10 protein-coding genes are annotated in these 13467 nt (G+C 49.1%); 8 read left to right on the top strand and 2 right to left on the bottom strand.

All coding sequences use genetic code 11. The annotated features are described in order from the left end of the window. Positions 1 to 16 precede the first annotated feature (16 nt). The 5 genes from ACYVK4_RS29905 to ACYVK4_RS29885 all read left to right on the top strand — a co-directional run bounded on the left by ACYVK4_RS29905 (position 17) and on the right by ACYVK4_RS29885 (position 7975). Positions 17 to 1453, top strand: coding sequence for a BamA/TamA family outer membrane protein (locus tag ACYVK4_RS29905; protein ID WP_461131261.1), 1437 nt, complete (start codon positions 17 to 19; stop codon positions 1451 to 1453). 214 nt (positions 1454 to 1667) lie between these two features. After that, positions 1668 to 3617, top strand: a complete 1950-nt coding sequence (locus ACYVK4_RS29900) for an SPFH domain-containing protein (protein ID WP_461131260.1) — start codon at positions 1668 to 1670, stop codon at positions 3615 to 3617. 146 nt (positions 3618 to 3763) lie between these two features. Continuing rightward, a complete protein-coding gene (locus ACYVK4_RS29895) occupies positions 3764 to 5518 on the top strand; it encodes an ABC transporter ATP-binding protein (RefSeq protein ID WP_461131259.1) in 1755 nt (584 codons plus the stop codon). Next, complete coding sequence (locus tag ACYVK4_RS29890; protein ID WP_461131258.1) at positions 5502 to 7268, top strand: ABC transporter ATP-binding protein; 1767 nt, start codon at positions 5502 to 5504, stop codon at positions 7266 to 7268. Before ACYVK4_RS29895 ends, ACYVK4_RS29890 begins: the two co-directional genes overlap by 17 nt. A gap of 125 nt (positions 7269 to 7393) precedes the next feature. Next, positions 7394 to 7975: a hypothetical protein gene (locus tag ACYVK4_RS29885; protein WP_461131257.1), complete on the top strand. Its 582-nt coding sequence runs from the start codon at positions 7394 to 7396 to the stop codon at positions 7973 to 7975. Between the two features lie 267 nt (positions 7976 to 8242). Here ACYVK4_RS29885 and ACYVK4_RS29880 read toward each other — a convergent pair whose 3' ends face one another. Continuing rightward, positions 8243 to 9313, bottom strand: coding sequence for a branched-chain amino acid aminotransferase (locus ACYVK4_RS29880; protein ID WP_461131256.1), 1071 nt, complete (start codon positions 9311 to 9313; stop codon positions 8243 to 8245). Between the two features lie 189 nt (positions 9314 to 9502). After that, positions 9503 to 10054, bottom strand: a complete 552-nt coding sequence (locus ACYVK4_RS29875; protein WP_461131255.1) for a cob(I)yrinic acid a,c-diamide adenosyltransferase — start codon at positions 10052 to 10054, stop codon at positions 9503 to 9505. A 186-nt stretch (positions 10055 to 10240) separates the two neighbouring features. On the opposite strand from ACYVK4_RS29875, the gene ACYVK4_RS29870 reads away from it, so the two are divergent. From ACYVK4_RS29870 to tyrS, 3 genes are all read left to right on the top strand, one after another. Further along, a complete protein-coding gene (locus ACYVK4_RS29870; RefSeq protein ID WP_461131254.1) occupies positions 10241 to 10750 on the top strand; it encodes a hypothetical protein in 510 nt (169 codons plus the stop codon). Continuing rightward, positions 10743 to 11957: an S-adenosylmethionine:tRNA ribosyltransferase-isomerase gene (locus ACYVK4_RS29865; protein ID WP_461131541.1), complete on the top strand. Its 1215-nt coding sequence runs from the start codon at positions 10743 to 10745 to the stop codon at positions 11955 to 11957. Before ACYVK4_RS29870 ends, ACYVK4_RS29865 begins: the two co-directional genes overlap by 8 nt. Before the next feature lie 99 nt (positions 11958 to 12056). Beyond that, a complete protein-coding gene (gene tyrS / locus ACYVK4_RS29860) occupies positions 12057 to 13343 on the top strand; it encodes a tyrosine--tRNA ligase (RefSeq protein ID WP_461131253.1) in 1287 nt (428 codons plus the stop codon). Positions 13344 to 13467 lie beyond the last annotated feature (124 nt).

Raw genomic sequence — 13467 nt, 5'->3', positions numbered from 1 at the left:
AGACGTACTTTTGAGAATGATTCCGAAAAGGTGGCTAATCCTGATTCCGGCACTAACGGTTGTTCTTTTATCGTCTTTCCCCGTTCTTGCGTCTGCTCCGGCGGACTCCGCTCAGAAAGTTATTGTCCGGTCCGTTCTTCTCAAAGGAAACTACCGCACCCGCGACCGAATCATCCTCAGGGAAATGACGCTCCATGTCGGTGACTCCGTTCGGCTTGCTGATTTGCCGGGTCGTGTTGCCTGGGATCAGCGAAACATCAACAATACGACGCTCTTCATTACGGTTGATGCAACCACTGAATTCACCCCCGCCCTCGATTCCACAACTCTGGCTCAGGTAGACCTGACCATAACGATGAAGGAGCGATGGTATATTATGGCCTATCCTGTTTTTGATCTGGCCGACCGTAACTTAAACGAATGGTGGTACGACAGAGGACGTGATTTCCGGCGGGTTATTTACGGAGGGCATCTTAGCTATCGTAACGTAACGGGGAATAATGACCGGCTTCAGGTAGTTATAGAGCGCGGCTTCCTGCAACGAACGATCCTTTCCTACTCCAAACCCTATATTGATCTGGCACAGAAAATTGGTTTGCGCGTCGATCTGGGTTACATCACCAATAAAGAAATTCCGTACCGCACCCAGTTCGATAAATGGGTGTATGTGAAGTCGGAAGATGTACTGCGTGAACGCGCCTATGCGGCCGTGACCCTCACCCACAGGCGAGGGCTCTATCACTATCATACGCTCGACACCCGCTATACCCGGAATACGATTGCCGATACCATTGTCCGGCTGAATCCAAACTATTTTATGGATGGCAATACCAATCAGCACTTTCTGGCGATGACTTATAATTACCGATACGACCGTCGGGATAACATCGTCTATCCCTTGCAGGGGACGCTGTTCACGGCTGCGGTAGGCGTATCGGGGCTTTTACCCCAGGACAACTTCCGTTTCCTGGATCTGTCAACATCGGCGACGCGCTATTGGTCGCTGGGTAAGAAGTTTTATTTGGCCACCAATGGCCGGGTTCGGACCACCTGGCCTACCCGTCAGCCGTATTTCAATTTGCGCGGCCTGGGCAGCTCCATTGACATGGTTCGGGGTTACGAACTTTATGTGGTTGATGGCCAGCGGACGTTTATCTGGCGAAACAGCCTCCGGTATCAGCTCTTTAACGTTCGCAAACAACTCAACTGGCTGCATGTACGGCAGTTCAATACGGTACCCGTTGCTGCCTACCTCACATTCTTCGGCGATGCGGGTTACGTGAGCAGCACATTTGCCGAGCAATACCAGAGCCAGCTGGCTAACAAATTACTTGCCGGAACGGGTATGAGCCTGGATATAGTGAGTTTTTATAACCTGGTGATGCGCTTCAGCGGTACGATCAATGCGCAGGGTAAAGCCGGGTTTTTCTTTAATCTGGCGCAGGAAATATAGGCAGGCCACTCATCAATACCCCTGCACGATTTGGCTGTCAGATAACCGGTTGTACAAAAATCTGTACCCGGCAACAGGACAAATTATACATTTGACCCGTCAATCTGACAAACTTATCCCTACGCCAATGTAGACGTACCGTCTTCATTTTCCGACACCTTGTCGGACAAGTTTTCCCATATCATTTCTTAACCGTCAAAACCCTGTTTCATTCATGGAATTTTTATCCCTGATGTCGGCCTGGTCATGGCTGATTGTGTTCGTTCTCATGGTTGTACTCTACAAATGGGTACTTCGCTTTTTGTTCGGGATGGTGATCGTTCCCGAAGACAAGATTGGTCTGGTAACCAAAAAATATGTATTGGTAGGTGCAGATCGGGGGTTGCCCGATGGCCGTATCATCGCTACCAAAGGAGAGGCCGGTTACCAGGCGCAAACGCTGGCGCCCGGTCTGTACTGGTGGCTATGGCCGTGGCAGTATGGCATTACGATGCAGCCGTTTACCGTCGTGCCGGAAGGAAAAATAGGGTTGGTGTTGTCGAATGATGGTGCCGAACTGCCTACCGGTAATATACTGGCCCGTCGTGTGGAGTCCGATAATTTTCAGGATACCGAACGGTTTCTGAACGGTGGCGGACAAAAAGGTCGACAAACGTCGGTTCTTACGCCGGGAACCTACCGGATCAATCCGTATGCCTTTACGGTCACTATTGCCGATATGACCGTGATTCGGGAGAATATGGTTGGTATTATAACTACGCTCGATGGTGCCCCTTTGCAACCGGGGCAAATTGCCGGCCGGAATGTTGAGGGGCACAACAATTTTCAGAATGTGGATTTCTTCCTGCAAAATGGTGGTAACCGGGGCCTTCAGCCACAGGTTGTACTGGCGGGTTCGTATTATATCAATCCCTGGGCCGTTCAGATCGAAGAGATACCCATGACCGAAGTCCCTATTGGTCATGTTGGCGTTGTGATCTCGTACATTGGCGAAGATGGCGAAGACCAGTCGGGTGTGGCGTTCAAACATGGGAATATTGTACAGAAAGGTTTTCGGGGAGTCTGGATGGAGCCGGTCGGACCGGGCAAATACCCAATCAATACCTTTACGATGAAGGTAGAAGTCGTGCCTACAACGAACCTTGTTCTGAACTGGGCCAACGCCCGAACGGAAGCCCACGCCCTGGACCGCAACTTGTCGACCATAACCGTACGCTCAAAAGACGGCTTCCCGTTCAACCTGGATGTGGCCCAGATCATCCACATTCCGTCGGTCGAAGCGCCGAAAGTGATTGCTCGGTTTGGCAGCATGACGAACTTGGTTTCGCAGGTGCTGGAGCCCACCATTGGTAACTATTTCCGGAACTCAGCGCAAGACTCAGACGTGATTGCGTTCCTGAGTACCCGTAAAGAACGGCAGGAAGCGGCTCGCGAACACATCCGGACAGTGCTTGAAATATATAACGTGAATGCCGTTGATACGCTTATCGGCGATATTGTACCGCCCGATAGCCTGATGAAAACCCTGACCGATCGAAAAATTGCGCAGGAAGAGGAAAAGACCTACGAAACGCAGCGGATGGCGCAGGAAAAGCGGCAGGGTATGGAGCGCGAAACGGCCCTGGCTGATATTCAGCGGGAGGTGGTAAAGGCCCAGCAAAGCGTTGAGATTGCCCAGCGCACAGCCGATGCCGCCGTTAAAAAATCGGAAGGGGAGGCCCGCAGCCTGAAATTGCAGGTCGGTGCTGAATCGGAAGCCACCAAAGTTCGTGCCGAGGCCAATGCCGAAGCACGCCGTCGTCAGGCTGCTGCCGATGCCGAAGCGACCAAACTAACCGCCGATGCGGAAGCCGAACGCATTGCCAAAACCGGTTCCGCCGAAGCTGAGAAAATTCTGGCAATTGGTCGTTCAACCGCCGAAGCCTATGAGTTGCAGGTGAAGGCGATGGGCGAAGAGAACTTTACACGGTTCAAGATTACCGAAGAGATTGGCAAAGGCCATATTCGTGTGATTCCCGATATTGTCATCAACGGTTCTGGCACAGGCACCGAAGGCTCCATGAATGGCCTGATGGGACTTAAGTTGCTCGAACAGATTGAGGAACGAAAAACGGGCGTAGCCACGAAGATCGTGGATGTGTCGAAGCCAGTCGAAAAAGAATAAGGTATAAGTAAGGTCGCTGAAACGCCAGCCCGGTGGAACGCTGCGTAGTTGAAGGGTAAAGAGTTCGTCTCTTTTTTAACCTCCGGCTACGCGGCTTTCACATGACGTTACCATTATCTTTGAGTTCTTCACCACCCGAATCGAATATGGACAAGACCATTCCCAAAAAAGAAGCGTCCTCTAAAAAGTCGTCCCCTTTAGTAAGTCTGCTAAAGCCGTACTCGGGAATGATCATGTTGCTCATTCTGTTTGCCTTGATCAGTAATGGGGTCAACTTACTTCTCCCGATACTGATCGCTCGTGGCATCGACACTTATACTACGGGGACGTTTATCCTGCGAACGGTGCTCATTGAATTTCTGGTGGCTGCGCTGTTTATTTTCATCTTCACATACCTGCAAAGTATCATACAGACGTATGCATCGGAGCGCGTGGCGCGCGACCTGCGAACCCAACTGGCCGGTAAACTATCCCGTCAGAGTTTTGCCTATATCCAGCAGACAAATCCCTCCCGGTTGCTGACAAACCTGACCTCCGATATCGATTCGGTCAAGTTGTTTGTTTCTCAGGCGATCGTGTCCATTGTGTCATCGCTCTGCATCATCATCGGTGCCAGTATTCTGATGATTAACATCAACTGGCAACTGGGGCTGGCCGTGCTGACCATTGTGCCCATTATTGGCATAACCTTTTACCTGATTCTGAAAAAAGTCCGGGTTTTGTTTAAACGGACTCGGGAGGTGATCGACTGGCTGAATCGGGTTATCAACGAGAGTATTCTTGGCTCGGCTATTATCCGGGTGCTTAACTCACAACAGTTGGAATATGATAAATTTATCGCGGCTAACACAGAAGCGAAAGATTTAGGAGTGGCTATTTTACGTCTGTTTGCTGCCCTCATTCCCATCATAAGTTTTACGGCGAATATGGCCGCCCTGACTATTCTGGTCCTTGGCGGGCATTTTGTCATTACGGGCTCTATGTCGCTGGGGGAGTTTACGGCCTTTAACAGCTACCTCGCGCTGCTCATCTTCCCGATTATCGTAATTGGTTTTATGAGTAACGTCATTGCGCAGGCATCGGCTTCGTACGAACGTGTCAATGAGGTATTGCAGGCCGGTGAGCCCGCCAACACCGGAATGATAAATACGTCACTGACGGGGGATATTCATCTCAGCGATGTGTCAGTTTCGTACGGTGAAAAATCTGTGCTGAAGGCTGTTTCTTTCTCTGTGAAAGCAGGCAGTCGGACGGCTATTGTTGGCCCGACAGCGGCTGGCAAAAGTCAATTGCTTTATCTGTTAACAGGCCTTATCAAAGCAAACTCAGGTAGTATAGTCTATGATGGCGAACCGATAGAGAATTACGACCAGGATGTCTTCTACCAACAGGTCGGCTTTGTATTTCAGGATAGTATCCTGTTCAATGCGAGCCTCCGGGAAAACATCGCCTTTAATGATACCGTAACGGATAAACAGCTGGAGAAAGCCATTGCAACAGCTGAACTGGATGGGTTCATTGACGCTCTGCCTGATAAAGGCCAAACGATGGTTTCGGAACGGGGCAATAGCCTATCGGGCGGTCAAAAACAACGAATTATGCTGGCCCGTGCCCTGGCGCTTAACCCCAAAGTACTGTTGCTCGACGATTTTACGGCTCGTGTGGACGCTAGTACGGAACAGAAAATCCTGGCCAACATACAGCAAAATTACCCCGGCCTGACACTGATCTCGGTGACCCAGAAAATAGCCCCTGTAGAGGACTATGAGCAGATCATCCTGCTTATGGAAGGCGAAGTTCTGGCAAAAGGTACGCATCCTGAACTGATGGCTACCAGTCCCGAGTACGTTCAGATCTATCAATCCCAGCGAAGCACCAGCCAATATGAAATACGATCTTAGTCAGGTTTCCGGGCAGAAGGAGGAGAAATACACGACTTACAAAGCGCTTCGAAAACTGCTGACGCTCATTAGCGATGAACGCCGGATTCTTGTTCTGGCGTTTCTGGCTATTCTCGTTAATTCGGTACTTACACTGGTGAGCCCCATGCTGATTGGGTACACGATTGATAAGTACGTTCAGACAAAGCAATTTGATGGTATTATAAGAAACGCAGGTATCCTGCTTGGGCTCTCCAGCATTGCCTTCACAACCAATTACCTGCAAACGCGGCTGATGGGCGGTATAGGGCAGCGTACGTTGTTTAAACTGCGAAATGCAGTATTCAATAAACTGCAGGAGCTGCCCGTTTCGTTTTTCAACCAAAATAAAGCGGGCGATCTTATCTCCCGGATCAATAACGATACCGATAAGCTGAATCAGTTTTTTTCGCAGTCATTGATGCAGTTTATCGGAAGCATTGTCACGCTGACCGGTGCTGCTCTGTTTCTGCTGTTTTTGAATCCACCTTTGGGCGCTGCAGCACTAACGCCCGCTGTCTTGATGTGGGTTTTTACAAAAGCAACGTCGGCTTGGGTGAAACAGAAAAATGCGATCAACCTGAGAAGCGTAGGCAACCTGAGTGCCGAGATTCAGGAGAACCTGAACAATTTTAAGGTAATCATTGCTTTCAACCGACGCGATTATTTCCGAAAACGATTTGATGAAGCTAACCAGCAAAGCTACCGGACATCCATCAGTGCCGGGCTGGCTAACAACGTGTTTACGCCTGTTATCGGCATGGCCGCCAACCTGGGTCAACTCATTATACTGACCTTTGGGATTTACCTGATCTCGACGGGGAATTTTACGATTGGCTTGCTGATTAGCTTTTTCTCCTATGTCAATAATGTGTACAATCCGCTTCGGCAACTGGCCGCCCTGTGGGCAAACTTTCAGGTAGCGCTGGCGGGCTGGGATCGTATAGCTCATTTACTCACGTTACAAACAGACCTGCTTACTCTTGATGAGCACACGGTAACTAGCCCAAAATCAGCCCTGCTTTCCTTTCAGGAGGTTTCGTTCAGCTATCCGAATGGCCAGCAGGTGTTGCATAATATCAGTTTTGACCTGGCCAGAGGCAAGACCTATGCGCTGGTTGGGCCAACGGGGGGCGGTAAGACCACAACGGCATCGCTGATTGCCCGTTTATATGACCCAACGAGCGGAACGGTATGGCTGGATGGCAAAGACATACGAACCTATACCCCCGAAGAGCGCACCCGTAAAATCGGCTTCATCCTTCAGGAGCCCTTTCTTTTCACCGGCACCGTTCGGGAGAATATACTCTACGGCAATGAGCGCTATCAACAGTATACGAATGACCAACTGGCGGAGGTTATTCGACAGGAGAATCTGAACGGGTTAGTGGAGCGGTTCGATAAAGGGCTGGACACCCCTATTCAAACAAGTGGCGATGGGATTAGTCTTGGCCAGAAACAACTGATCGCTTTCATGCGGGCCGTCTTGCGCGATCCTGACATGCTTATTCTGGACGAAGCCACTGCCAATATCGACACCGTTACGGAACAATTCCTGGAGGAAATTCTTCGAAACCTTCCCGAAAAGACAACCCGTATCATCATTGCTCACCGACTGAATACGATTGAAAATGCAGATGAAATATTCTTCATCAACGGTGGTCAGGTAACCCCGGCCGGTTCGTTCGGCGATGCCGTCGATATGTTGCTGCAGGGTAAACGAGTGAGCTAAAAAAGGTGCCATGGTGACGGCAATCGTAAATAATAACTGTAGCCTGGCTTTTTCAGAAGGCGGTTGCCGTGTAAATCGACCGGTAGACTCTACCTTTGCCGGTAGATTAACACGTTATAGAGCGAATGAAACGAATAGGTTTACTACTTATACTTCTTCCAATTTTTCACTACCAACAGGCTTGCCGGAGTCGCCAGCAGGATAGCGCGCAGGTAAAAGATTCTACGGTCACTGATTCCTCAGCTGCAGCAACCTCTACGCTGGCTATACAAGGGCACCTGACTGATTTAGGGCTCACGGCCGACAGCCACTGGCGGGGTATCAACCTTGGCGACGACTTTGCCAATGTAAAAACTATGGAGAAAGGGGAGTCGTTCGAGAGCGATGCCAACCATATCGGCTATACGATTGAACTACCAAACCTCGAATCGTCTGACATTCTTTATTACCAAAAAAACAATAAGGTTTCGTCGATCGACGTCGACTTGTTTCTGAACAGCCGTCAATCGGTGAGCGATTACCAGAAAGAGTTAAGCACCTACTTCAACGCCCGCTACGGAACCTCGAAACCCGAGTCGGGCGGTTCTCGCTGGTCGGGGTCAGCCGGTGAATCCGTTGTCCTGAAAGACGTATCTAAAGGCAAAGATTTCGGATTGAAAATTAAGATCGGTCCCGGAGCCAATGTACCAACAGCTTCGACTAAATAGATCTCAGGACTATTTAAATTAACGTGAATAATGGCTAAATGCAGGTTAGCATTCGTTTAACTGAAGATCAGAATCCAGGCTATATATTTTTGATATAATCGCTGTATAACGTGGGTGATAACTGCGTTTAAGCTAGATTTTAAGCTAATCAACCCATTATTCACGTTAAATTAATCTACCAGACATAGCGGATCCTGAAGCTTACTGATTACAAATAAGAAAGCCCCGACCGAATGGCCGGGGCTTTCTGGCAAAGCTTACATAAAACTAAACCTGGTGCATCCAGCCAAAGGTATCTTCTACCTTACCGGTACGCAGGTCTGACAGGTAATTTTTAATCCGAACAGCGAACGACTCTTCGGGTGCAAATTCAGGCAGCATATAATCTTTACCATTGTAGCCGATGAGCGAATATGGCGAAGAACCCACGGCAGTGCCAGCACCAAATGCTTCGGTTAACCGACCCGCTTCGATCGCGCCAATCACTTCGTCGATGGAAACCAGCCGCTCTTCGACTTCAATACCCCAGCTACGGGCAATCTGGATGATCGAGTCGCGGGTAACACCTTTCAGGATGGAATCAGACGTGGCCGGGGTTACTAACTTACCATCGATCATGAACATGATGTTCATCGTACCCGATTCTTCAATGTATTTGTGCTCACGAGCGTCAGTCCAGATCAATTGATCATACCCTTGTTGCTGCGCCATCAATGTCGGATACAACGAACCGCCGTAGTTACCGGCACATTTCGCATACCCAACCCCACCCGGTGCCGAACGGATGTATTCCGTTTCAACCTTGAGTTTGGGCGGGTTCGAATAATAAGCACCTACCGGACAGGTGAAAATGCAGAAGCGGTAGGTTTTCGACGGAGCGACACCCAGGAACGTGTCTGTGGCGAACATGTAAGGCCGAACATAAAGCGAACTTTCCGGAGTACTTGGTACCCAGTCGGCATCAACACGCAGCAGTGCTTCCAGGCCCCCAATGAATACTTCTTCGGGTAGCGTAGCCATACACATCCGTCGGGCCGACTCGTTCATACGCTCAAAGTTGGCATAAGGGCGGAACAGCGATACCTGACCTTCCTCATTTTTGAACGCCTTCATACCTTCAAAAATAGACTGGCCATAATGCAGCGACGACAGAGCAGGGCTTAGCGTGAAGTTGTCGAACGGCACAATCATCTGATTCTGCCACTGACCATCTATGAAATCGGCCACAAACATGTGGTCCGAGAAGTGTTTGCCGAAAGGCAGATGATTGAAATCGACCTCCTGAATGCGTGAGCGTTCCGCTTTTCGCAATTCAATTTGTAATACGTCCGTCGTCATAACAGCTTGTGGTTAATGAGTTAGCCCGCTTATAGACAGGCTGTGGCAAAGCTAAAAAATTAGATTGACTAAGTTTAGTTGTCAAGACAACTTTTTTTTCTTCCTGTCATCAGGAACGACAGAAAGAGTCTCAAAGTCTTGTTAAAGTCAATTATTTCAACCCCTCTTATCATAGACCGAGAAGAAGGGTCAGGCTCTTGGTTTCCAGGCTACCTCCTCTGCGTTCAATTCCTGTGCCATTTTTCGGCTCAGCACAAAAAGGTAGTCAGACAGGCGATTGATATATTGTATGACTAATTCATCCACGACTGATTCGTCGTTTAGGGTTATAATCAATCGTTCGGCCCGGCGGCAAACCGTTCGGGCGAGGTGACAGAACGAAACCGACTCATGACCACCCGGTAGCACAAAGGCCCGCAGTTCGGGCAATTCAGCATCCATAGTGTCCATAGCCTGTTCCAGTAGGCTAACATCATCGGGGATGATGGCGGGCATGGCTCGTTGAGGAGCCTTTTCCGGATCGGTGGCGAGTTCGGAACCGATTGTAAAAAGCCGATCCTGAATCTCTTTTAATAGATCCCGACGTTCGAGATTCACCGGCTGGTCACGAACAAGTCCAATCCACGAATTAAGTTCATCGACCGTGCCATAGGCATCAATTCGTAAATCGCTTTTGCTCACGCGTCGTCCGCCAATCAGCGCTGTTTGGCCTTTATCGCCCGTTTTTGTGTAAATCTTCATACAATACCTAAACCAAAATGCTCAACAAATGGCTAAGCTAAGGGATTTCCCCCGTTCGGGCCTTACCTTTGCGCCCTGATTTGAAAAAGCCAAACGTAAATTTCATAAAGTGTTTGTGAGTAAATTGCACTACCCACCGAAGTAATTCACTCATTTACTCATTAACTCACTCATTCATTCATTTAAATGAAAGCAGGTCCTTTTTTCGTCCGGGTATGGCGTATCGTCTCGATTGCCGGATTTTTATTCGCTCTTTTCAGTAGTTATATTTCCTATCCTGATGAGGTAGTAGTTCGATTTGACGAGCAGAATCACCCAGTTCAAACCATGAATCGGGAAGTGATTTTTTACATGGCCATTGCCATCTTCCTGATTAGTAACACCGTCATCAACCTGATTGCCCGGTTGTTTGTTAAGGTGCCTACAGATAAAATTCCGGTGCCGAACCAGTCGGTATGGGCAGCTCACAGGCCCAAACTGAACATCATTTTCAAGAACTGGTTCAGCCTGCTTATGTCGGCCATTAACACAATACTTGGGTTGGGCCTTTTGGTATTGTCGTTTCTAAACCGGTCAGACCGACCCATCCGGGCAGTTGAATATGCCTGGTTGCTACCGCTTAGTACGGTCATTCTAATTGTGGTGATCGCGTCACTGCCCATACGTTTATCCATGAAACCGGGAGATGATGAGTGACAACAGTGAATTGTTATTGAGCCAGTTTCAATACGACTTGCCCGATGAGCGTATTGCCCGTTATCCATTGGCCCAACGGGATGCCTCGAAACTACTGGTTTATAAGCGTGGTCTGATCAGCCATCAACAGTTCTCGGACCTGCCCGGTCTGTTGCCCGAAAAAAGCTTTCTGGTCTTTAATAATACGAAGGTCATTCCGGCACGGCTGCACTTCACCAAGCTGACCGGCGCTGTCATTGAACTGTTTCTGTTGAATCCATTTCCATCCGATCTGCCAATCGTGCAGGCTATGGAAGCTACTGGTTCAGCTATCTGGCAGGGAATGATTGGCAATCGCAAGCGCTGGAAGCCAGGTGAAAGGCTGGAAACGGTTGTTCCAACACCAGACGGCCATAGCCTGCTCACTGTCGAGTGGCATGATTATGACCAGTCCGTGGTGAAGCTAAGCTGGCAACCGGCAGAGTTGACATTTGCTCAGATTATACAGTATGTTGGGGAAATCCCATTACCGCCCTACCTCAAACGGGAGGCAACCGATGCCGACCGGGATTCGTATCAAACCGTCTATTCGAAACAGGAAGGCGCCGTAGCCGCTCCCACAGCCGGACTGCATTTTACCCCGGCCGTATTCGACGCGCTAACTAAGAATGGTATTGAGTATGACTATCTGACTCTACATGTTGGTGCCGGAACCTTTCAGCCCATAAAAACGGAAGATGTTCGCCAGCATCACATGCACACCGAGCAGGTTGTTTATACGCAGTCAAATCTTCGTCAGTTGCTTGAGCGCTCAGAGTCTGTTATAGCCGTTGGCACAACGTCGATGAGGGCATTGGAAAGTCTATACTGGATAGGAGCCCAGTTGATCGAAGGTGAAGCAAACCCATTCCTGCTCGACCAGGAGTATGCATACCAACTGCCGACCACCCGACAACCCAGTGTGAAAGATGCTCTTAAAGCTGTTCTGCACTATATGGAGACTGCCAATAAGGTGTCGGTCGTAGCACACACAGGTATTTATATTACGCCGGGCTATCAACTGAAAATGTGTAAAGGTATTATTACCAATTTTCATCAACCTGGCTCAACATTAATTCTGCTCATCGCTACGTTGATCGGCGACGACTGGAAACGCGTGTATAAAGAAGCGCTTGACAATGACTACCGGTTTCTGAGTTACGGTGATTCGTCCCTTCTTTTGCCATAAACCGTTAATTTTGCAACTTATCAAAAGAGCTGGGGAGTAGACGATTGCCCGCAAGCCGCCTTCGTTTGCCATGCCTCACTCTTTCTCTTTATTACACATATGAATTTTATTGAAGAACTCCGCTGGCGTGGCATGTTGCATGACATGACTCCTGGCACCGAAGAACAACTCCAGAAAGAAATTACGGCTGGTTATATAGGCTTCGATCCGACGGCGGCATCGCTTCATATTGGTAATCTGGCTACAGTAATGCTGCTGGTTCATCTGCAGCGGGCGGGTCACAAGCCTTTCGCCCTGGTAGGAGGGGCCACGGGTATGATCGGTGACCCTTCGGGTAAAGCTGCTGAGCGGGAATTCCTTTCTGAAGAAACACTGCGACGTAACCAGGATGGTGTTCGTCAGCAACTAACCAAGTTTCTCGATTTCGACTGCGGGGCCAACTCCGCTGAGATGGTCAATAATTACGACTGGTTCAAAGAAATCACCTTCCTGGGTTTTCTGCGAGAGGCCGGAAAACATATTAGTGTCAATTACATGATGGCCAAGGATTCAGTCAAAAAGCGTCTTGAAACCGGCATTTCTTTCACAGAGTTCTCCTACCAGTTATTACAGGGGTATGATTTCTACTGGTTATACAAAAATAAGAATGTACGCTTACAGATGGGTGGCTCCGATCAGTGGGGGAACATCACAACCGGAACAGAACTGATACGGCGTAAGGAAGGCCGTGAAGAATACCAGGCATTTGCGCTGACAACTCCATTGGTGACAAAAGCTGATGGAACGAAGTTTGGTAAATCAGAGAGCGGTAACGTTTGGCTCGATCCTGCGCTGACGTCTCCCTACCAGTTCTACCAATTCTGGTTAAACACAACCGATGCGGATTGCCCCCGGCTTATTCGAGTATTTACGCTGCTGTCTAAAGAGGACATCGAAGAATTAGAGCGTCAGCATGCAGAAGCTCCGCACCTTCGGATATTACAGAAAGCCATTGCTAAAGAAGTAACAATCCGTATACATTCACAGGCAGGCTACGAATTAGCCGTAAAGGCATCGGAGGTGCTGTTTGGAAAGGCTACGCTCGAAACACTACGGTCAATTCAGGTCGATGAGTTCGAGGTTATCTTTGAAGGCGTGCCCCAGACGGAGGTCTCTGCTGACGAATTGGCCAATAGTAAAGACATTACAGATCTTTTATCCGTAGCCAGCAGGGGAGAAGTCTATGCATCGAAGGGAGAGGCTCGTCGGGCAATTACCCAAAATGCAGTCAGCATCAATAAAACGAAAGTCGCTGATCCGGCCGCTCCGGTTGACTTGGAATGGCTCCAGGAGCGATATATACTGGTGTCGAAAGGCAAGAAGAACCACTTGCTGAAAAAAGTTTAAACATTTTTGACGCGCTAACTCACTGACATACGGGCCTTTGCCAAATTATCTTTGGCGAGGGCCTATTTATTTTAGGAGCAAGTCTTGACACGGGGCCAAAATCCCCCTACCTTTGCACTCCCAA

The sequence above is a fragment of the Spirosoma aerophilum genome, from assembly GCF_054782495.1.
Note: the sequence above shows the minus strand (reverse complement) of the source record. Positions and strands in the feature narration are given on the sequence as shown.

Excerpts from the sequence above, each read along its gene's own strand:
- tyrS (WP_461131253.1), top strand. The coding sequence starts at position 12,057 with ATGAATTTTATTGAAGAACTCCGCTGGCGTGGCATGTTGCATGACATG.
- ACYVK4_RS29875 (WP_461131255.1), bottom strand. The coding sequence starts at position 10,054 with ATGAAGATTTACACAAAAACGGGCGATAAAGGCCAAACAGCGCTGATT.
- ACYVK4_RS29880 (WP_461131256.1), bottom strand. The coding sequence starts at position 9,313 with ATGACGACGGACGTATTACAAATTGAATTGCGAAAAGCGGAACGCTCA.
- ACYVK4_RS29890 (WP_461131258.1), top strand. The coding sequence starts at position 5,502 with ATGAAATACGATCTTAGTCAGGTTTCCGGGCAGAAGGAGGAGAAATAC.
- ACYVK4_RS29905 (WP_461131261.1), top strand. The coding sequence starts at position 17 with ATGATTCCGAAAAGGTGGCTAATCCTGATTCCGGCACTAACGGTTGTT.
- ACYVK4_RS29895 (WP_461131259.1), top strand. The coding sequence starts at position 3,764 with ATGGACAAGACCATTCCCAAAAAAGAAGCGTCCTCTAAAAAGTCGTCC.
- ACYVK4_RS29870 (WP_461131254.1), top strand. The coding sequence starts at position 10,241 with ATGAAAGCAGGTCCTTTTTTCGTCCGGGTATGGCGTATCGTCTCGATT.
- ACYVK4_RS29900 (WP_461131260.1), top strand. The coding sequence starts at position 1,668 with ATGGAATTTTTATCCCTGATGTCGGCCTGGTCATGGCTGATTGTGTTC.
- ACYVK4_RS29885 (WP_461131257.1), top strand. The coding sequence starts at position 7,394 with ATGAAACGAATAGGTTTACTACTTATACTTCTTCCAATTTTTCACTAC.
- ACYVK4_RS29865 (WP_461131541.1), top strand. The coding sequence starts at position 10,743 with ATGAGTGACAACAGTGAATTGTTATTGAGCCAGTTTCAATACGACTTG.